Genomic DNA, 21766 nt, shown 5'->3' on the forward strand with positions numbered 1-21766 from the left:
TGAAGAGCTGAAAGTGGGCCGCAACCAAGAAAACGAGATCTTTGGTGATCGCAAAGAAGACATCCACGGTCATAAAACTTCTGTCACTAAGCAAACCTTTAAAGATCAAGTCGAGCAAGATGTGACTATCACCTACAACGCGAATGAATCCAAACAGGTTGCGGGTGAACAAAAGCTTACCACTTATGAAAATCGTAAGACGCTCATTGGTGATAATGATTCGCGAGAGGTTGGAAACGATTTAGATGAAACCATTCAAGCATCTCGTTCCGTAAATATCGGGAGTGATGACTCTCAAGGGGTAGGAAGGCACTTAGATGTCGAAGTCAGTGGGAATACTTCTCTTCGCTCAGATGGACAAACCGCCATTGTGTCTGCGGATGAAATAGCAGTGAAAGTCGGGTTTTCTGGACTGGTCTTAAAAAGTAATGGCAATATTTTATTGTATGGCTCTGATATAACGATAGATGGCCTGAGTTCAACGAAAATCCAAGGCGCACAAGTAAAAACGAACCCAGGAAAAGCAGCGGTACGGTTTACAGAGGTTACCACTCGAACACCCAAATCGGTTTCAGAGCTGCCTAAGCTACCAGTAGGCAATAACCAATCCGCTTTACCAATCACCTATATTGAAGCCCCCACACAATCAAAACATTGGTTAGCCTTAGAGCTGCGCAGTGAGTTAGATGTGTCTTTAGATGGGTTAGAAGTGACAATCACCCACTGCGCAACAGGACAACAACTTACTCAGACCATTCAACATGGTGGGGTGATTTTTGATGATATTCTTGATGGGGATTGGCGTATTACCGCGATGCGAGATGATTTGCTGAGCGAGGTAGAAAAGCATGCAAGCCGAGACGAGGCTTTGCTTTCTCCCGTTAAGCAAAGAGCGCACAGCGAGAAAGACGCTTCGGGTCAAAAGGCTAAGCATTATACCTACGCTGCTGTTGGTGACTTGTGGGATCAAGCGCCTGAAGATAAATTTTTGCTAAAGTACCACAATGCACTTGATAGCCAGCATGATAGAGAAAAAGCAGGCTTAAAACTTACTTCCAACCAAACGACGGTTGTTGAAATTAAAGCGCTTCGCAGTTATATGCCTTTGATTATCGACACTGATGAATACAGTCTTATCAACAGTTATACCTTTGCGCTTTTGACAAACCAAGCTTATGCAGGTGATGAATTTGGTATTCCAGATAGCAAGTCACCTTCAATACCTGACGGAGGGTTAACTAACGTGGCTGAGCAGATGAAAGCTAAAATTCGCCCAGTCTATTGCGCGGCTTTCAAAGAAGATTGGTTACTGCAAGAGGTGCCGTATTCTCAGCATTTAAATAGTAAATTTTACCAAGATTCGGATATTGGCTGTGAAGGGTATATTTTAAGCAATGATGATATAGCGATTATCGGCATTCGGGGCACGCAAACCTACTTTGGGAATGAAGAGGTGTATAAGCTTGGTGATACCACTTGGGCCCAAGGCGTAAAACAAGTAAATGGGGTGGCTTTTAAAGCGATAGAAACCCAAGATGGTGTTCGGGCATTTTTCCAGTCTGAGGGCTATAAGGATGTAATGACAGACTTAGATGCTTCCCAAGTTCCTATTGCTGAGCTTCAAGGAACCTACTTACACCAAGGATTTTATCAATACGCATCAGCATTTTGGGCATTGATCAAGAAAGATATAAAAGAGCTTCATAGTGACAAAATGTTTTATATATGTGGACATAGCTTAGGCGGTGCGGGCGCACTTATCGTCAGCGCACTATTGAAGCGGTATTTTTCACCAAAAGCACTTCGTCTTTATACCTATGGGATGCCAAGAACAGGCACACATTCATTTGTCGGGGCATATAACGACATTAGCCATTATCGCCATGTCAATAACCATGACCTAGTGCCCCAAGTGCCTTTTAAGTGGACGAATACCAACCCAGATGACACTTCTGATGCGAGTGTGTCAAAGCTTTCAGAGTCACTGCGCACATTAGTTTTAGAGCGTTTTGTAGATAATGATGAGGATAATTATCACCATCATGGCAATCTTGTTCAGTTACTGACTTATAGCCGCGAAAAGCACCAGCCCAAAGAGGTCAAACAGGTATTACTGACGCCTAAGCAAACTCATATTACCAGCCTAACATTTGCACAGAATAAACAAGATGATACATTTGTGTTAGCAGATACCCTTAGCAAAGAGCATATTGATCTAAACGGCTATGCGGCGACCATTCTTGATTCAGGGCTAAATCATATGATGTCCGAGTATATTCCTAACCTAAAATCGCAACTGGAAATGCTAATCCAAGGCACGTTATCCCAAAGTTATGACAGTGCCAATACAGAACTTACGGCGACAATAGACAATTTAAATCAAGCGATTCAAACCTTACAAGAAGAGTATCAACACAGTCAAAACATCCCCTATCATGTCGGCGAAGCCAAACGTGGCAGCTTAAAGCATGAAGAGGAAACCATAACCCAATTACTAGCCAATCTTAAGCGCATTCAACGAGAGCTAGGAGTACTGGTTAACTCCCCAACAGTACTTCCCCCTAGTGTGTTACTGTATGGTGATAAGAAACCATTACAGATTGATTTAGAGGGACAAATTGATGGCTAAGGTTTTAAAAATAGGCGCGATATTGGTAGCGCTCTGGGTCGCACTTTTTTATGTGGTCTACCCAGCCTTTGAGTGGTATGAGAGCAACAAGCCACCGTTTGGTTCATCTCCTGAAGATAGCTATATCTCAATTCAAGGGACAAAACCCAAAGATGCCAAGGTCAAAGCCTACGGCACTTTTTACGGAGGCGGAGATGAGTGTAAATCGTTTTCTTGGAGTGCCTCCGATGGTAAAAAGCGCTCTGGTGGGAAAGCGGTACTGCGTATCACTCATAACTTTTCCAGCGACGAGAATCATTATGAACTGCGCATGCCATATAAAAACTTTATATCCAGTGGTTGTGATATGAAGCTCTACAGCATAGTAGTGGATGCAGAAAATGCATACGATACCGTTGGCTTTGCTGAATTACGTATTTATCCCCCGAGAATGGCAAGTGACGAATTTATTTCAACGCAGTCAGTAATTGAAGCTAATAACTGTAGAGCAAAATACTATGAAAAATGGAAAGATTGGTCTGATGGTTTTGCTTGTGACTATTTTATAGATGAAAAATTAGAGGAAAAAATTGAGTTTAGTTATATGAAAATTAGGCTTGATTTCACTCAGTTCTCTGACGACACTGTGATTCAATACAATATCGTTGCTGGTGACAACTACCGTACAGAGCCGAAAGAGCAAACAAAGCCCAATGATCCGTCTTAGTGATGTATTGGGTACTGGCTTAAAGAGCAAATTGATGGCTAAGGTTTTAAAAATTGGCGCGATACTGGTAGCGCTCTGGGTCGCACTTTTTTATGTGGTTTACCCAGTCTTTGAGTGGTACGAGAGCACCAAGCCGCCGTTTGGTTCGTCTCCTGAAGATAGCTATATCTCAATCCAAGGGACAAAACCCAAAGATGCCAAGGTCAAAGCCTACGGCACTTTTTACGGAGGCGGCGATGAGTGCAAATCCTTTTTTTGGAGTGCTTCCGATGGTAAAAAGCGCTCTGGGGGGAAAGCGGTATTGCGTATCACTCATAACTTTGCCAGCGATGAGAATCATTATGAACTGCGTATTCCATATAAAAACTTTGTATCCAGTGGTTGTGATATGAAGCTCTACAGCATAGTGGTGGATGCAGAAAATGCATACGATACCGTTGGTTTTGCTGAATTACGTATTTATCCCCCGAGAATGGCAAGTGATAGATTTATTTCAACGAAGTCAGTAATTGAAGCTAAAAATTGTGAAGATTTATATATTTCTGATTTAAATCGATGGGCAGGAGGATACGCCTGCGACTATTACATTAATAACAAAGTAAAGCAGAAAGAAGAGTTCAATGCATATTCCGTTCGTTTTGACTTCACCCAATTTACTAACGATACCGTGATTCAATACGATATCGTTGCAGGTGACAACTACCGTACAGAGTCGAAAGAGCAAACAAAGCCCAATGATCCGTCTTAGTGATGTATTGGGTACTGGCTTAAAGAGACAAATAGATGGCTAAGGTTTTAAAAATTGGCGCGATATTGGTAGCGCTCTGGGTCGCGCTTTTTTATGTGGTTTACCCAGCCTTTGAGTGGTATGAGAGCAACAAACCACCGTTTGGTTCATCTCCTGAAGATAGTTATATCTCAATTCAAGGGACAAAACCCAAAGATGCCAAGGTCAAAGCCTACGGGACTTTTTACGGCGGCGGCGATGAATGCAAATCGTTTTTTTGGAGTGCTTCCGATGGTAAAAAGCGCTCTGGGGGGAAAGCGGTATTGCGTATCACTCATAACTTTGCCAGCGACGAGAATCATTACGAACTGCGCATGCCATATAAAAACTTTGTATCCAGTGGTTGTGATATGAAGCTCTATGACATAGTGGTGGATGCAGAAAATGCATACGATACCGTTGGTTTTGCTGAATTACGTATTTATCCACCGATAATGGCAAATGACGAATTTATTTCAACGCAGTCAGTAATTGAAGCGATAAATTGCAACGTGCAATTTTCACAACATAGACAAAAATGGACGGAAGCATTTGCCTGTGACTATTTTATAGATGGGAAAATCAAGGAAAAAGAAGAGTTTAGCTATCAAAATATTACACTTGACTTTTCTCGGTTCTCTGACGATACCGTGATTCAATACAATATCGCTGCTGGTGACAACTACCGTACAGAGTCGAAAGAGCAAACAAAGCCCAATGATCCGTCTTAGTGATGTATTGGGTATTGGCTTAAAGAGCAAATAGATGGCTAAGGTTTTAAAAATAGGGGCGATATTGATGCGCTCTGGGTCGCACTTGTTCTTCCAAACTCTTCCCATTTTGCACAGCTTCCGAAGGTTGCGGTTCTTCTGATCCACGAACTCCTTCATTGCTTTAATCTCTTCTCTGGGCTTAGTGATCTTCCATGAGCCTCCGTTATATGTATCTGGGTACTTGAAGCTTCTATCTGCTTGCTCAAACACGGGTTGAACCTCAACCATAAAGTCTTTGTAAAGAACCTGAACAACCAATCGATCTACTTTAACCTCAGTTTTTGGGTATCGGGTTTTGATGGCATCACGGGTATCAATAAGGAGTTTGGACTGCTTGCCATCCTTATAGTCGTCCCACTTACCCGCTGGCATGATGTACAACATATCCAAGTCAGAGATACCTCGGATCCCTGTCCAGCGCCCATAAGAGCCGACCTGAAGGCTGTTGGCGATTTTCGACTCAGTATCTCTAAACTTTTTGTTCAAGCTTGCCGTAATCTCACCGTATCTATCGCTTATCGTCTGTCCGTTGTTGATAGTCAGGTTTCCAAGAAAACTCTGGAACATCTCAGATGTAGTCAAAGTAATTTACCTCTTTGTTTACATTTAATTTGCAGGGCAAGAGCATGAAGCCCTTATATCTAAAGAGATACCAGTGCCTTTACAAGCTTTGCTGCGTAATTCGAGTTAACTAAATCTAGGATCTTACGCTCAGAACGTATCCTAAGGATACCTAAAGCTGCCCTCCAATAAGTTGTATTCTTGGCCCGCTCCAACGGGCCAAAATATCCTAGCTCACCATCAAACCATGCTGTGGCAAGAGCTCTCGCAATACATACCAACGATGATAAGAGGCCGCCTGATAGTAACGATAGATAGGATGTTCCATCGCCTCAGCGCTACTGCCATGGCGAAGAGCGTCAAACCCATCATTCCAATCTCGGTACTCTGGAATATCTTCTGCGATATTGAATAAATCACCATACTGAGCTTCGTGTTTCCACTTATCGATACGATCATTCCCTTTAGCTTGGAATGCGAGAATGCTCTTTATTTTTCCCTCGAGCACTGACCATTCCTGTTTTTGCACGGGATCAGTATACTCATCTGGTAACTCTGACAGCATGGAATGAAGCCTTTGGCAGTACTCGAGGAACGTTGCAGGATTATCTCTCCAACCTGAATCATGACCGCTGTCGTAATCGAAGCGCCACTTCAGGTACGGTCTGTCAGGAAATGTCACCACTCCTCCATGCCCCAACGCCCCAGACAACTCCTCCGCTAGATGAGATTTAATGTTGCGAACAAAAGGGGTAAATCGTGCAAAAAAGGTGTCCTTTTTACCCACAATATAAGCTTCCATTTGCTCGTCTAATTCTCTGAACTCAAAAGAGTCATTGACTACCTGATTATGACGAGAGCTTACTCCTGAGAAACCGTAGTGTGCGAATGTGTCAGCGTAGACGTGTGCCATTATCCCAAGTAATTCAAGGAAATAAGGTTTTGCAGCCTGCTCCAAGTGGTTTTGACACATTTGCTGGGCAATCACGCTGTCTTTGCGACATACCAAACGCTCAGTGAATGAACTGCCTTCATTTCCCGGCAAGAAATGGAAAGGAACCCAAACTTGTCTTTGGTCATCAGGATCAATGTTGCTTACATCCGCAGTGTGGTGAGCAGTTGCTTCAACTCGACAAGCCGAAGCATCCACCAAATCAATGCCGTTTGGCTGTGCGTTGTCGTCAACAAACTGAGCTGCGGTCGCAATAATACGAGCCGATTCTCGGTTTAAGCCTGCGGCGCGAGCCACACAATATGTTCCGTAATAGTGCATATCAATTTGCATAAGTCCTCCTAGCGAACGGCTTTGATAATATCTTGTGTGAGCTCCCAAGCCTCTTCACCCAACTGGCGAACATTGCTTTCAAACTCAGCCACACTCAAATTGCGTTCGGATGCAGCCAGTATCACATCCATCAAGGCTTGATATTGGGCATGGCCTTTAATTGCAGGACTTAACGTCTCTAGATTAAAACGAGTGTCTAACAATAACTGAAGCTCCCGCTTTGCCAATTGACTGTTTGCAGTTGCTACAGACTTCTTAATTCGGTTTCTCATACTCATTTGACTTTCTCCAGGTAAGGTTGTGCTTTCTGATCGAGTTCACGAACCTTATCTAAGCCTTTAGAAGCCTGATCCGATAACTCACTAAGTTGTTGATTGATATTATTTCTTAATTGATCTAAATTGCCACTTTCAAGTAGGTCGTTCTGCACATCTTGCACCTCTCTGATGCTATTAAGATGAGCAGTAATGGTCTGATTTCCCTGCTTCATTAATGTGAAGCTCTGACGGATATCAGCTAACATCACAGACTCCGCTGTTTCCAATGGGACTATGAGCTCACGGCGCTTCGCCTCTATTTCTTCAGTAGCAACAAGCGCCCATTCCTTCACGCCATTTAACTGAGCCGGCCTATTCAGCTTGTCAACGGCAACGAAATCTTCCACTTGGTTGTCGTAAACCACTTTCCCCTGAGCTATTTCAATCAGCATTCCTTCGACTATCCAATCCTCCAACAATGCAGGCACCCACTCGTAGTACAAGTAGTCTTCTCGCTGCTTTTTTAGGACAGCGATGTGCTGGCGAACCAAGTCCATATAGGCCAGTTCGATATGTGTCATGTCCCTATCCACTTTGTAAGACAATTCAACGACTTCTTTGGGTATTGAGGCCGAGCAAGCTGAGAGGAGCAAGGAAAGCATGGCTATCCACAGTGCCTTCATATTACTTCTCCTATAAAGGTTATGATCTGGGTGTTAACAGCCTCAAGGTTAAGCAGATACAACGGCATTGCTAATGCGATTGCCATCACACCGAGCTTTTGAAAATTGTTTGCGAAACCTCGCTCCGCATGTATGGTTCGAATAATATGAGACGCAAACACCGTGAGAGATAAAGCCCCTGCTTGGCTAATTGCAGTCAAAATGATGTGGAAAGGAAGGTAATCCAAACGGATAGCTTCAATATAGGCTTTTAACCCTTGCCCCTTTAACGCCTGGACGACACTGACGTAGTAAGGGTCTATTGGGGAAAGATAGATGGAATAAAGAATGTAAAACAGAACACCATAAGCTAGGGTTTTAATAAATTTTGTGTTCTTAGATTCAAAATAGCCGAGAGTAAAAGCGGCATTAAAAAGAAGAAACAATAGACTTAAACCTAGAGCCCATTCTTGATGTCGAATATAGAGAATAGCGGCGATAACCCCGAGCACTCCAAAGATAAAGACCTCACCGTCGCCATGCGACTTCGGTGGCAGGCCTCCGTTGTAATTATGGTTGTGATTGGTAACGTTATTGCCATGACCAATCTGGATATTACTGTCATCGCTCGCGGCGATTATACCGCTATTCGAGACGTTAACATGGTCCTTTGGTAGCCCCTCGCCGTTGCGAGAGTCTGCATTAAGTATTTTTGTCCAAACAATGCCAGCGATCGGGCCAATTAGAACCGCGAGCACGATTGGATCTGTCAGTAGATCTAACATAGGTTTGTACCTTTCTATAAGGCGGGTAACCCCGCCAAACTAAATTGATGTCACTTATCGTGGGTATGAGCGTTTATGCTTACAAACATATTCGAGTCGGCCGAAACGGCGACGCACATACGCGCAAACATCAACGAGTTTTGGTCGAATACTCATGAGAGATTCCTCCATACTTCTGAACCAAGAGGGAACTCAACGATTGAAGTGAATGCTATAGAAAGGTAGTATCGCAATTCTCACCGAGCGATTGGGTTTCTATAGAGACCTGAGACCTCTTAGTATTGGGTCTTGTAATCGATCACGCCAATGACGACTACATTTCACTTCGCTAGTAAAAAGGCACTTTTAGTAACTTACCGAAAGTGCCTTTTTATTTTTCTTTTCGGACGCATTTAAAGGGTGTACCATCTAGCTTCACATCCATAAAACGCCCTGTATTCGCATCACGCTTGACCCAATGACCCGAAGGGGTTTGAGTTTGTGAACGTTCGCGAACCATACCATAACGACGGTTATCGCCTGTTTTCCCGTTAGTTGCCATACGGTTCTTCTGCAAGTTCTATTAAAGTATCTTGGGGCAAAGCTATCTAGCATTGACCACATTTATTACTATGTCATAAAAACTGAGCAGAGATCAATAGAATGTTAAAAAATTAACCCATTATGATTAATTTTTTAATTATAAATTATTAATTATAATTAGCTAGATTCGAAGTTAAGCTTCTTTTTCTTGCTATACTATGGTTAAATTTAGTTAGCAAGAAGCTGAAAGAGGCATACAGATGTACACTATAAATGACTTGATAGAAGAAGTCGGTAACCAATCAAAAGCGGTTCGACTCGCGTTTATCGACTTTAAGGTTAGATTTAGTGGAAAGATTTATAGAACAGAAATAGTAGATGAATTTGGTGTATCTGAGCCTTTAGCAACAAAAGACCTTAATGAGTATAAGAAACTTACTCAACAAAATAATATTCACCCGAAGTCTCACCAGATCAAACTCGATACTTACTCCCCGTTGGTTGCTATAGATGCCTATAAGGCTCTCGAAATGCATTTTGAAGGTTTCTGTCGCCATAAGCTACATAACCACGAATCCCCGTATTATAAACGAGCATGTGATTTGAAGACCGATTTAGACCCAAATGCAGTCGCTGTAATTACTAGAGCTATTACAGACAGAAAACGTGTTGTAGGAGAGTACATATCTGCTAATAGTGATAATCGTAATATTCGCACATTGGAACCCTCTACAGTTTTCTTTGATGGGTTAAACTGGGTTTTTCGAGCAAAAGATATTAAAGAAGACTCAAATCATTCCATATTCAAAAGTTTTCATTTTTCACGCTTTGAGAGTATAAGGCCTGCTAATGAAGATTCACTATCATCAGTTAATGATGATAGTGAGTGGAATACGCTTATTCCGATCCAATTAAGCCTGCATCCCAATCTCGATGATAAAGGAAAAGAAGCTATTCGTATCGAGTTTGGCATGGGTAACGATGAAGACCTAGTGGTGGTTGAAAAAGCCGTGTTTGCTTGGTCATTATTAGAAAGATGGTCCGTCGACTCAGGTACAACACCTTGTATGATCCCTACGGAAGCGAATAGGTTCAATTTCTACTTGAAGAATGCTGATATGTTAAGACACGTAAACAGTGTCGAACGAATGATGCATGACTATGTAATAACAACTGAAATAAAGATGAGTACTGTCTGAAATATACTCCCATAACGACACGACCACAGCTGCGCCATTAACTTACAAACGAAAATCTAGTGGCGTTGTACCAACCCACCGCTAGTACCTTTTATAGACTGGGCAATCACGGGATGATGATTGATCAATTCAATCAGACAAGTTTGAGCAGAGCAAACACGGGGGGCGAGGTATGGATGAGTAAAAGATCTAACAAGCTAAGAGAGGCTTTTCCAAGCTAGAAAGTACCCACCGTACGGTTCGAGGGCGTTCAAAAATCTGTGTCAGCTAATTTTGGCTAGATATCTAAGACGTCATCCAAGCGCCCATCAAAATGAATCGCTAACTGAGACAATGTCATATTCCAGTTTTGGATTGGCATTGTCCACTTCTTAGAAGCATTCAATATCCCAGCGTACAGCAGTTTTAGCAAGCTATTTTCGTTCGGAAACCCACCCTTGGTTTTAGTCAGTTTACGGAACTGGCGGTGTACTGCCTCGATAGCATTCGTTGTGTATATGGCCTTTCGGACGTACTCTGGGTACTTAAAGTAAACCGATAGGTTCGCCCATTTGTTACGCCAAGAACGAAGCACGATTGGATAGTGCTGCCCCCACTTGGACTCTAAGCGATCTAGCTCCATCTCAGCTGCTTCTTTACTGACAGCTCGATAGACAGGCTTTAGGTCAGCCATGAACTCTTTTTGGTGCTTGGAAGCCACATACTTCAAGGAGTTGCGGATTTGATGAATCACGCACTGCTGAACCTCAGTATCAGGGTAAATGCTCGCAATGGCTTCAGGAAAACCGGTTAGACCATCGACACAGGCAATCAAGATATCTTCAACACCACGGTTATGGAGATCCGTTAATACAGACAGCCAGTAGTTTGCTCCCTCTGACTCGGATAAGTACAACCCAAGGAGTTCTTTCTTACCCTCAACCGTGAGGCCTAAGATGGTGTAGATAGCTTTGCTGACGTAGCGGCCATCTTCTCGAACTTTATAGTGGATAGCATCAAGCCAGACAAAGGGATACAGCGCATCCAGCGGTCGTTGCTGCCACTCCTTAAGCTCAGGTATCAAACGGTCGGTAACGCTCGTGATGGTGGCTTCAGAGACATCAATACCGTACATGTCTTCGACATGACCACGAATGTCACGATAGCTCATACCGAGCGAGAACATGGATAAGATCTTACGGTCGATCTCGTCAGTCAGCTTAGTCTGATTCTTCTTGACCAGTTTCGGCTCAAACGAGCCTTGGCGATCGCGTGGTGTATCGAGTTCAAATTCACCGACAGAAGATTTAACCGTATTCTTACTAGAGCCATTTTTACGGTTCGGTCGCTCATCCGTTTCTAGATGTTGTTCAAGCTCTGCCTTTAAAGCAGCTTCTGTGATTTGTTTGATGAGAGGTGTTAAAAAGCCATCTTTCCCCGTCAGATCTTGTCCTGATTGGAGAGCTTTAATGGCTTGTTCTAAATCGAAGTCTTTGGTCATGTGTCATTCCTGTTTTGTATATTCTACTGAAATGACACAGATTTCTAAACACTACCTACGGTTCTGGGCAATTTTGAACGCCCTCAGTTCGTTTGAGCCATCAGTGAAGACAGCAAATCATTTTTGTTTGCTAGTCTTTATTATCAACTGAAACTCCATACCAGAACTTTTAGTGTTGCGTGTTCTATAACGCGTTGGATACTTATCGAAAAATCAGATAACTTCTTTAACCGTAGTTTCGAGGGTCAAAATCTGGCTTCAATCTCTTTAAAATACTTGCCAATTCACCTCAATAGTTCTGCCAAGCTTGATGCATTAATCGCCATAATTCGCGTTCTGTGTCTTGACTAGAGCTTGATTCAACGTCTGCGTTTAAGTTATCTATAACTACCAAGTCGTCACAAGCATTTTTAAACGAAGTCGGAGTCATCGCCTTTCCGACGCCGATAACGTGTATCTCTGACTCTCTTAATCTAGTGGCAAGATTTGTAAAGTCACTATCACTGGATATCAAAGCAAAAGCATCAAACCTTTGGCTGTACAAAAGATCCATTGCATCAATAATCATTAAAAAGTCTGTCGAGCTTTTCCAGATGTATAGGCGAATTGTTGCTTAGCTTGAATCGCTAGCTCATTCAAAGGCTGCTTCCAGTTTTTTAGTTGTTCAGCAGAAAAATCACCATATGCACGTTTGACGATGATCTGCCCAAAACTAGATAACTCTTCAATAATCAGATTTAACTTTGAGTATGAAGTGTTTTCTGAATCAATTAATACAGCGATTTTTCTATTGCCCATAATCCGTGCGCAACCATGCTTTACGCAGTTAGTTGCACATATAGATATTGGTAATATATATTCAAATATTGGGCTTCAAAAATGTTATGAGTAACAACTCTAAACAGAAAATGGGCAAATCTGATCTAGCTCACAATAGCTAGATCATTCTTGGACATAGCTGAGTGAGTGACTTTGCCAAATTGGCAACTCATGGATAATTCCAAATATGTTGCTTAGTCGTGTATCCAGCAATACTAGTGCAGTTAAGTCTGGAACAAACCTTTGATTACTGCTTGCCCCCCTTCGCGCCAAAAGTGGTTTCAGTTAAATTAGTTAGGTTTGTTTGAGATGTAGTAGAACCTTATTTCTAAGGTCTGTTGACCTTTAGCAGTTGAATTTTATTCGAGATAACTGTGTTTTAGTCACGGTGGGAGATTTATGGCCCAGCCATTCTAAGCAAAACACCTTTCTACAAAGAACACTTTTAGATGCCCCCTCGGGCTAAGTTTGTGGTTCTTTTCTTCTGCATTTTCCGCTTTTCCGCGTGGGCAACTATAACCCTAAGTGTCAGCCTTGCATCACGAATCCACCATCTACTGCAAAAATCAGCTCAAAAGGTCAACGGTCTCTAGTGATTGTAGCCCAAAAATGAGTTATTTTACAGTGCATTAGAGTTATCAGCTCATTCAAATCTTCATCATATTGCGCCATTGAAAGTTCGTAGCACTGATTTTCACTTGGAGTCTATTAACATACATCATCGTATGTCGGAGTTTGTGTTGACACCTCTAGATTCATATTAGAAGTTCAAATGAATCGATTATTTTTTTGGGGCTCAGATCGGAAGTAACTTTCAAAAGGCCTTGTTTGTACATATTTTTACCTATCAATAGTTTGGGATTAAAAATAGAATTATGTTAATTGGGAATGATACCTATTTGGACCCTAGGGATTGTGGAACTTTTCTCTGTTGGAGATTCACCACAAAAAATGGGCAAACAAGAAAGGCTGAAGAAAAACTGACAAACGAAACTTTAAATAAATCAAAGCTAGTGTTTCAAGGTAAAAAAGAGCCTGTAATGGCCATTCGAGTCAAAAGCCAAGACGGTTATAAAACGGTTGACCTACTTCCAGCGTCATTGCCATTGGATCAAACACTTCTCATCGAGACAATGGAAGAAAAAGCCGAAAAGATACTTATAACTCTTAAATCACCTCACAAGCAATGGCAAATTTTAATTCAACCTTCAGACCCTTTTTGCAAATATCTTTGGCTGCTTGAAACCGATATCCAAATTCAAGTACAACTGGTTAAAGGAAAAGATCGATTTCATCTGAAATTGCTGGGGTCAGAAGTTCCAAAATCACTATCTGGAACTCTTGGTAAATTCACAGCAACAAAGTTTGGCTATGAAGCATGGATGGAGAGCTCTCTTGGTGGGAAGAACATTAGCGTTCCTTGTTCCTTGGCTAAACAAGTGTGCTGGTCCAATTGTATTGATTCCTTCCTCAATCCTGAGAGCACAACATTATCAGCAACCATATCATGGTCAGAAAAATACAAACAGTATCAGGTCTCACACATTGAGCCACTGTTAAAGCCTGGAATACACCGTTTCGAGTTTATGAGCTACAGTACAAACTCAGGCAGACAATTTTTAAAGCTAGTTTCTGACTGTCAGGAACTAGCGGGCATCCAATTCAGTGCTTTTTATCCGCAGTTCGCTCCACACATTGAGTCTTTCCAGCGATCTAGCACACATCCCATTTTCTTAAACGTGGATATCCTCGAAGATGGCGATAATCTTCAGTTGAATCTTATGAACTTTGACGTACCTCCTGAGCTGTCACTAACAGGAAAAATATCCGCTGTATCAAGTGAGGGAGCATTAGAGCAAGCCCAATCGATGTACCAAATAGAAGTGCTCGGTTTAGGTGGTGTCAAATTAACCATGCTTTCAAAGCTGAAGGTCCCTGCAGATATCGAACTCACTTCAGCAGCATCTCAGCATGAAGTACCCATCAAATTCTCACCGGATAAGTTAAGCCTACTAATCGGGCTCTCGCGTAATGAAGGTACAGAAATAAAAGGCACTTTTTATTCAATTGGCTTTTCAAAGGACTTACCCGATTACGCCCTCTTCACACAGAAAGTACAGGCAAACACCTTTGCCTTCCGTATTCATATGAGTGAACTTCATAGATTTGGTATTGCACGCATTCAAAAACGAATACAAATAGAGCTTACACTCATCAGCCATAAACCACCTTCAGGCAAAGGTCTTGAGTGGAAAATCGCTGAGATCCATAACATGGAAAACTTGGTGAGTGGATTAAAACTCGCTGAAACAATCACTTCAAAAAGTACTCATGTAATAAGGAACTGGTCTGCAATGCAGCCCAGTCCATCGGTAGAGCTCTGTGATCTTTCTTCTTTTTACTACCATGGCGGTGCTCTAGCAGCTGTATCGGTTGACTCTGCCGTATATTTTTTGTTGCCTCTCTCCGCGTCGCTTCTTTCCAAGAAAGGAATTTTCCACCTGAAAGAAGACGAAGAACTTTCTACATCGTTTCAAATCAGCCTAGACCGAAAAGCGAGGAAGTATGTTTTGGCATGCTCTGACTTAGATGAAAATAGAATTTCGAGCAATCAAACTCAGTATTCTGAACTTAAGTACATTGGGCAACACAAAGAGAAAGAAAACACGCTCATATTTAAAGTAACCAAGTCAGAAAGTAGTGGTCCTGCTGTTAATAGTGAGATCAGCTACACGCTGAGAGAAAAAGAAAAAATACCTTTTAAGTCAATCCTTAATCAAAAGGAAGTGAGATTTACTGTTGTAACAAAACAGTTCCGAGGTAAAAACTATATTGCCCAATTTTCAAGAGTAGACATAGGCCGGTAATCATGAAAAAACACAGATACCTTAATCTGCTTAAAAACCTATGTACGCTTCCCAAGTTTGAAGATTTACAGATATTGAAAGGCACAAGACATAAAGATGTTCTTGCAAAAGAGATTGAAGTTCACGGTGTATTCAACCTACCAGATGAGCCGAGACTGCTGGAAGAGTTTATAAAAAAAACAACAGCAAAGAACCAATATTCGCCTAAACCACCTATCTATATTGTCTATCAGCTGTTCATGGAAGATCTGAATGAGGCGATTCCTTTTCTAGCCATTCCAACAACCATAGATCGTCTAGATACAGACGCCAGTTTTTGTTCTCTAAAACCAGCACTGACACTACCGATTTTGTTTAACTCCTCTTATCTTCGCCATAAAGAGAAACCAACACCTGATCGAGTGCTTGGTGATGGCGAGCAATACACCCAGTTTCGATTAAAAAATCCACCACCAGAGACAGATAGCTGGTCAAAATGGCATGATCATGGTGAGCGGATCTGCCAAGCGACAACTGGAGTCTCTATTGACGATTTAGCGCCTTATCTTGCCAAGCGTATTGATACGGAATGTCGCCTTGACGTAGCTATAGCATCATTTTCTGCTGGAGATACGAGCTCAATAAAAGCCGTCTTGGAGTTATATGAATCGTTAGATGCGTCTAATCAACAGAGTCCACTTATTGCCGCGATATCCGCTCATGAGCAAGGGAAACCAACATCCCCCACCCAAGACGATACGCTAGCAGAAGATATATTGACCCACCCTGGCTATCTATTGGGACACATGGATGAACAGCTTTCAGAGAGCCTTGCATCAAGAACAGATAGAGAAATGTTCGCTTTGGACAACTCTCAACGCCTCGTTGTCCATAAGTTGTCTCAGTGCCTTGCTGGTGATGCTCTCGCGGTAAATGGCCCTCCTGGATCAGGGAAAACAGCAATGTTGAAGGCGGTGGTTGCCAACCAATGGGTTCTTGCGGCTTGGCAACGCAAGCCCTGCCCGATAACAATAGCCGTAGGCGCCACTAACCAATCAGTGACAAATGTAATTGGCGCGTTTCCTAAAGTCCTTTATCAAGGGGATGAAAATCCCGACTCATGCCTTTTGCACTTTAAACGTTGGATACCGCACGCTGAAAGTTATGGCACTTACTTTCCTTCATCTTCTGAAAGGGAAAAAATAAATGAAAGTGGGCGTGATAATGATTACGTTCTTGGGGCAATAAGCAAAAACGACGAGCCATCCGTTTTTTGCTGGCAAGGCAAAGATACCCCGCTCTCTGAATACGAACAGTTAGCAAGCTTGAAGTCAACATACCAAGAGCATGCATGTGCTTTTTTTCAAGAAGACTTTGATGATATGCACGAAAAGATCGTTGATGCATGCCATAAAAAGCTATCTGTAGTTTGTGAAGCAATTGTGTCTTTACTCAAGGCACTCCCTCGTCATAAGAGAGATATCAACTGGTTATATAAAGTGTGTAAAGTATACAATCTTGTACCCGATATTCAGGCTCAAGAGGCCCACAGCAGCAGGGAGCAAGCTCATCAAACGGCGGGTAAACTGCTAACAATATGTGGAAACGATAGAAAAGCACAGGTAGACGTATTATCTGAGGTACTTCGTGAACGAATCTCAGATAACGCGATTATCCTATCCTCTCTGCCAGATAGGGACTTTAACCTCCTATGTGATGACGCTTTCACTTTACTCTTTGATCGATTACTCGATGTCACCTTACGTCCTGAAGCCTTTCACCTAGCGGCTAGATATTGGGAAGGTGTATATCTTTCTGAGAGTTCTTCATCACTCCTGATATCTCGTACAGAAGCCAATGTGGAACAAGGGTTACGACGATTATCGATGTTGACGCCTTGCCTCGTCGCAACACTCAACACAGCCCCGAGGTTATTTGCATTACAAAAAGCAAGCGCTGCTTCAAAGCAGCATTTCCTCCTCGGCCAGGCCGACTTACTAATCATGGATGAAAGTGGACAAGCACAACAGCGCCTCGCAATGCCTTTACTCTCACTGGCAAAAAATGCACTTGTCGTCGGAGATGTCGATCAGCTCCAGCCAGTAATAACAGATGTTTCATTGGGTGATGAAGCATATGCTTATTCCACGCATGGTTACTCCAACAAAGAGTTCATGCATGCTTACGCACACAATATGACAACGGGACGCGGAAGTATGCTAAGTATTATGCGCCGAGCGTCTCGTTTCTCGCATCAAGGACATGGTCTCATGCTAAGGGGACATTACCGTTGCCAAACCAACATCATCCAGTTTTGCAATGAGGTGGTTTATGACAACAAGCTCATGTTCTTACCTCATAACAGTAAAGAGCGGGGGCCCTTACACTCTTTTTCATGGGTCAATTCAGATTTCAAAAATGCTCGAAAAGGTACATCAAGATACAGTGTTGGGGAGGCAAAGCTGATCGCTGGGTTTATATTGAAAAAATGGGAAGAAATATTTCATTTCTATCGAGAGAAAGACCAGAAAAAGAATAAACCTGTGCGAACTGCTTCAGAACTGATTGCTATTGTCACCCCTTTTAAGGCGCAAGCCGAGCAGTTAAAGAAAACACTCATTGAACATGTGACAGCCCCATCTGTTGAAATGGAGGGGCTCGATAAATGTGAGGTAGAAGACATGGTTATTGGGACCGTCGACTCCCTCCAAGGTGCAGAAAAACCCATAGTCATATTCAGTGGCGTTCATGGTGCGAGCGAAAATGGTACTCCTTATTTTGACGAACAGCCTTTTTTACTCAACGTGGCAGTTTCCAGAGCTCAAGACTGTTTTGTGGCTTTTATCTGTGAGAAAACATACGGGGTCGGGTCATCCAAGCGACTTCCTATTCAAGAAAAACGCAGTTCAGCACGTAGTCTAGGATACTACCTTGGACATGCAGAACATGAGCCTGGAGGTTTACGTAGATGTACACGTCTATTTCCAAAGCGACTCGTTATAATCGAAGCAGCAGGCAAAAAGAAGGTGCTATCAGAGTATCTAGGACAAGAATACCTGGTCTTGGACACCCAAGGCTCCATCACTGAATATGAAGAATCATCAAGGTCGCTGGAATATTTATTTAAATCAGGGTTTAAACCTCGTTTTAAGCTTCGTGAACATGCTGGTTTGCTCCTTTCTAGTATCACAGAGCAAGCACCTATGGTGGATGAAATTATTCTCGCCACAGATGCGGACTACGTTGGAGAAACTATCGCGTGGCATTTGTACATGCAGTTTCGCGATATGCCGGATGTTCAGAACAAGATGACTAGAGTGCGATTGGGCGCAATGACCAAGGAAACAATATCGGAAGCGTTTGACCTGCAAAGTGTTGCTCAATTGGATAAGAAAGTAGCATTATTAGGAGAAAGAGAGCGGCAAGCCGCGATCTGTGAATACCGCACCACACGCGAAAAAATCAATCATAGCGTAGTCAGGGCGGAGTTGTTCCGAGAGTTAGCCGATACAATTATCACCGCACTTTGTCGTGACATAAAAGGCAGTAACGAAGACAAACAACTCAAGCAAAGGCTTTTAGAACATGAACTCATTAGTCCTCAAGAATGCAAAATACGGCCGGAAGCAATGGGACGTGTTCGGCTGGGCATTTTAGATATATTGCTTCGCGATGCGATGCAAAAGCATCAAATCACCGACAAAGGCGAGCCAAAAGTTGTATTAACAGCCGCAGGGCGCGAAATAAATGGAAAGCTTACTGGCACCTGCAAAGATAGTATCACGACATTACTAGGCAAGCTTGCGTCAGCAAGAGAGAAAACTGGAACGATGTCCATCGCGGGAGACCCGAGGAAATGGCGATTTGTGCATCCATCCGAAAGTTCAGACATAATCTTACCAGCTCCCGGCGTATCAACCATGGAAGTCATACGTTATGCGCATAAAAATCATAAGCTGGAGCCTGCGACAACAATGCGTATTCTTCAAGCCCTCTACATGGGAGATTTCTAGTGAAAAATAGTGCACACGACGATATTCGTTTAACAATTTCCAGTGACGATATTCCTAAATTTGCTACATTGCTTGCGACAACCCGTTTTGGGCAACAAAATGATGCAATCAACCTTGTGTCGTTGATTGATTCACTCGGTAAAGCAAACGGCATCGGAGAGGCTACGATACAAAACATCACCATCGAGCTGGTCAATGTCAAAGCCGAAATCAAGCTGTCCTTTAATATGTATGCACTGCAAGACCCTGGATGGTTGCAGTTATTTGAAAGTGAAGAACGTGAATTCAATACACAAGATGAAATTTCTGCACTTTGCTCTGCGTTGGCATCGCGACAGTTCTCGCTGAGCTTCTCTCCACAAGAGTTCTCCGGGATGTCATTTTCATCCCTTTTAGAGAATCTGGACCTTTTCACTATTGGACGTCCTTCATCTTTGCCTTCCGTGTTATCAGACCTAGTTAAGCTTAGAATGATCGAGCTAGACAGCCATTCAGATGAAGTGAAATTGACCTCTTGCGGTCTAGACACACTTACGGCAATTAAATCTTCACATCCAAAAATTACCTCAGGTGATTTATCCGTTTTAATGACCTGTCTCCAGCAACAAATTGAAAGCGGGAAAGTAGATATTGAAAACGCCCTAGCTAAACTGCTGTCAACTATTACCGTTATCGAACAGCCTCATATGTATACTCAAGGTATGTGGCATGATATAGATGAACTCTACAACCATGACGAAGATGACAAGGTCGTACAACAAAAAGAAGGCATTATAAAATACAGTATGGAGGCGCAGTGGTGACAAGTATCATCACCTATCCTCGCACTGATGGGGAGCTAAGAGCAGAGAGAGATATCTATCAGTTGGAACGCTGGATAAATACTATGTTAGGCACTCTTTCCGCTGAAAGCATCAGCTCATTATTAGCGTTGGTAGAAAGAATTGGCTGGAATAGTTTACCTCCTCGTTTGAAAGCGCGATTATTGTCTCTACTTCGACAAACTATGTACAGAGTCAACGATGAGAGTAGCTATGTGGACGCTGAATCATTTGAGTCTGCTCAGGATGATATCTGTGTCCTAGGTGACAAAGTAGATAGACGGGAAGCTGAGTTTTATACCCTCACGCAAAAGCAAGGTCTTGAACCATTTTCATTGCGCGGTGTCGGTTACCGTCTATATGCCATGAAAAAGGCGATCAATGAAGAAGGTTATACGCCTAAATACAATGACTTGGAACTTAAAAGCATGGCAGAGTCCGGCTCTGTTTCGAACGAACGTTATCAACTGAGGTTTATGGAGAGTAGGTTTCTTCGAAACGATGATACTGGGGGGGCGGGAATGCTAGGGCGTGAAATGTCAGGACAGACAGGAGAAGGAGCGCAGTACTGGACCACGACATTCGATCAGATCGAAGACTCTGACACTGACCCCAAGCTCATCGCAGGTAAGCTTGGACTCGAGTTAAATCAAAACGCAGAGTATGCGTTAATCGCAGTTGATGTAAACAAAGCCGCAACAATCACTAATATTGAGACTGTATCAGCCACTTTCTCAAATGTAGGCAACTTTGCTGTTCGAGAATTTCCTCAATTGTTTAACAAAGACTTTGTGACGAATACTATGAATGATGAATTTCAAGCTCGTTATGCTTCATCGGTGGGAGAGGCTATACAACAAGGTATATTAAGGTGGTCTTCAGATGAGGAATCATTTAGACATTTCTTGGCGATTAAAAATACTGACCAAGAAACGACGTCCCTAATGTTAAATAGAATGAGAATGCATGCAGCCATAGGTAACAACGAGCACTTTACAGGTGATGGGTTGACGAAAAACTTAATTGAAGGCACTGATAACAAATCTGGCGCAGTAGAGTTGCTCAACTTCGAGAGACGAACAGTCAACCTGGATGAATACAAGGCATGTGGTGCACTGAAAATCATCAAAGAGAAGTTGTAATGAAGTCATACCCTTTGTCTCCATCACTACCTAAAATTTTGGACCCAGCAGCACTTCCTTCTGGTGTTTCAGAACTTGGACAAATTGTTGATACCTCTAACTTTAATCAGCGATTTGTTTTTTACAAAAATAATGGTTTTTTATCGATTGTTGAGATTGATCAGCGAACCCTCCCCAATGGTACAGAGATGCTAGCGCTGTATCAGAGTGACTTTCCCAATGACTTGTTAACATGGCTTCCAAACACACTAGCTTTGTTTCGCCAACCCCCAAGCACTAGCCCACACTCGAAGATGATGACATCTGAGGAATGCATTGATGGTGAAATGCTAGCTATATCCCGGGATGTGGCAGCAGGCGGTTCAGGTCGCCCAGGGTATAGTGTTTACAACTTTTCACGCGCTCATCACGATAGTCACGGCCTAATGAAAATAACGTGGATGGAGAATTTTCTATATCAAGGTGGATTGCTGGATTTCATAGAAGGGATTGACAGTTAA

At 42.6% G+C, this 21766-nt stretch carries 18 protein-coding genes and 1 pseudogene; 10 read left to right on the forward strand and 9 right to left on the reverse strand.

Annotation, left to right across the window (positions count from 1 at the left end):
• From MHN79_RS13435 to MHN79_RS13450, 4 genes are all read left to right on the forward strand, one after another.
• Positions 1–2629, forward strand: a 2629-nt coding sequence (locus tag MHN79_RS13435) for a hypothetical protein (protein WP_239173314.1), incomplete at its 5' end; no start/stop codon positions are given.
• Entirely contained in the window at positions 2622–3335 is a 714-nt protein-coding gene (locus MHN79_RS13440; protein ID WP_239173315.1) for a hypothetical protein, read from the forward strand. The genes MHN79_RS13435 and MHN79_RS13440, both read left to right, overlap by 8 nt.
• Positions 3336–3369: 34 nt before the next feature.
• Positions 3370–4083: a hypothetical protein gene (locus tag MHN79_RS13445; protein ID WP_239173316.1), complete on the forward strand. Its 714-nt coding sequence runs from the start codon at positions 3370–3372 to the stop codon at positions 4081–4083.
• Positions 4084–4118: 35 nt separating this feature from the next.
• Positions 4119–4832 carry a hypothetical protein gene (locus MHN79_RS13450; RefSeq protein ID WP_239173317.1) on the forward strand — a complete coding sequence of 238 codons (714 nt, stop codon included), beginning with the start codon at positions 4119–4121 and terminating at the stop codon, positions 4830–4832.
• A gap of 162 nt (positions 4833–4994) precedes the next feature.
• On the opposite strand, the pseudogene MHN79_RS13455 reads toward MHN79_RS13450, so the two are convergent.
• From MHN79_RS13455 to MHN79_RS13480, 6 genes and pseudogenes are all read right to left on the reverse strand, one after another.
• Positions 4995–5441: pseudogene (locus MHN79_RS13455) on the reverse strand (nucleotidyltransferase); the annotation flags it as partial.
• Between the two features lie 223 nt (positions 5442–5664).
• Positions 5665–6720, reverse strand: a complete 1056-nt coding sequence (locus tag MHN79_RS13460; RefSeq protein ID WP_239173318.1) for a DUF6765 family protein — start codon at positions 6718–6720, stop codon at positions 5665–5667.
• An 8-nt stretch (positions 6721–6728) separates the two neighbouring features.
• Positions 6729–6998: a hypothetical protein gene (locus MHN79_RS13465; protein WP_239173319.1), complete on the reverse strand. Its 270-nt coding sequence runs from the start codon at positions 6996–6998 to the stop codon at positions 6729–6731.
• Entirely contained in the window at positions 6995–7660 is a 666-nt protein-coding gene (locus MHN79_RS13470; protein WP_239173320.1) for a hypothetical protein, read from the reverse strand. The genes MHN79_RS13465 and MHN79_RS13470 overlap by 4 nt, the downstream gene beginning before the upstream one ends.
• Entirely contained in the window at positions 7657–8424 is a 768-nt protein-coding gene (locus MHN79_RS13475) for a hypothetical protein (protein ID WP_239173321.1), read from the reverse strand. Before MHN79_RS13475 ends, MHN79_RS13470 begins: the two co-directional genes overlap by 4 nt.
• A 370-nt stretch (positions 8425–8794) precedes the next feature.
• Positions 8795–8965, reverse strand: coding sequence for a hypothetical protein (locus MHN79_RS13480; RefSeq protein WP_239173322.1), 171 nt, complete (start codon positions 8963–8965; stop codon positions 8795–8797).
• Positions 8966–9206: 241 nt separating this feature from the next.
• On the opposite strand from MHN79_RS13480, the gene MHN79_RS13485 reads away from it, so the two are divergent.
• Positions 9207–10145, forward strand: a complete 939-nt coding sequence (locus tag MHN79_RS13485) for a WYL domain-containing protein (protein WP_239173323.1) — start codon at positions 9207–9209, stop codon at positions 10143–10145.
• Between the two features lie 277 nt (positions 10146–10422).
• Here MHN79_RS13485 and MHN79_RS13490 read toward each other — a convergent pair whose 3' ends face one another.
• From MHN79_RS13490 to MHN79_RS20915, 3 genes are all read right to left on the reverse strand, one after another.
• Positions 10423–11625 (reverse strand): IS256 family transposase, encoded by a 1203-nt coding sequence (locus tag MHN79_RS13490; protein ID WP_239173324.1) that lies wholly within the window; start codon positions 11623–11625, stop codon positions 10423–10425.
• 289 nt (positions 11626–11914) lie between these two features.
• Positions 11915–12193, reverse strand: coding sequence for an NYN domain-containing protein (locus tag MHN79_RS20910; RefSeq protein ID WP_275436350.1), 279 nt, complete (start codon positions 12191–12193; stop codon positions 11915–11917).
• Positions 12193–12423, reverse strand: a complete 231-nt coding sequence (locus MHN79_RS20915) for an NYN domain-containing protein (protein ID WP_275436351.1) — start codon at positions 12421–12423, stop codon at positions 12193–12195. Before MHN79_RS20915 ends, MHN79_RS20910 begins: the two co-directional genes overlap by 1 nt.
• A gap of 1061 nt (positions 12424–13484) precedes the next feature.
• Here MHN79_RS20915 and MHN79_RS13500 point away from each other — a divergent pair.
• From MHN79_RS13500 to MHN79_RS13520, 5 genes are read left to right on the forward strand one after another with little or no spacing between them, the layout of a single operon-like run.
• Positions 13485–15311 (forward strand): hypothetical protein, encoded by a 1827-nt coding sequence (locus MHN79_RS13500; protein ID WP_239173325.1) that lies wholly within the window; start codon positions 13485–13487, stop codon positions 15309–15311.
• Positions 15312–15313: 2 nt separating this feature from the next.
• Positions 15314–19303, forward strand: coding sequence for an AAA domain-containing protein (locus MHN79_RS13505; protein ID WP_239173326.1), 3990 nt, complete (start codon positions 15314–15316; stop codon positions 19301–19303).
• Positions 19303–20106 (forward strand): hypothetical protein, encoded by an 804-nt coding sequence (locus MHN79_RS13510; RefSeq protein ID WP_239173327.1) that lies wholly within the window; start codon positions 19303–19305, stop codon positions 20104–20106. The genes MHN79_RS13505 and MHN79_RS13510 overlap by 1 nt, the downstream gene beginning before the upstream one ends.
• Positions 20100–21266, forward strand: a complete 1167-nt coding sequence (locus tag MHN79_RS13515) for a hypothetical protein (RefSeq protein ID WP_239173328.1) — start codon at positions 20100–20102, stop codon at positions 21264–21266. Before MHN79_RS13510 ends, MHN79_RS13515 begins: the two co-directional genes overlap by 7 nt.
• Positions 21266–21766, forward strand: a complete 501-nt coding sequence (locus tag MHN79_RS13520) for a hypothetical protein (RefSeq protein WP_239173329.1) — start codon at positions 21266–21268, stop codon at positions 21764–21766. Before MHN79_RS13515 ends, MHN79_RS13520 begins: the two co-directional genes overlap by 1 nt.

The sequence above is a fragment of the Vibrio sp. Of14-4 genome, from assembly GCF_022347625.1.
Taxonomy (GTDB): domain Bacteria; phylum Pseudomonadota; class Gammaproteobacteria; order Enterobacterales; family Vibrionaceae; genus Vibrio; species Vibrio pristinus.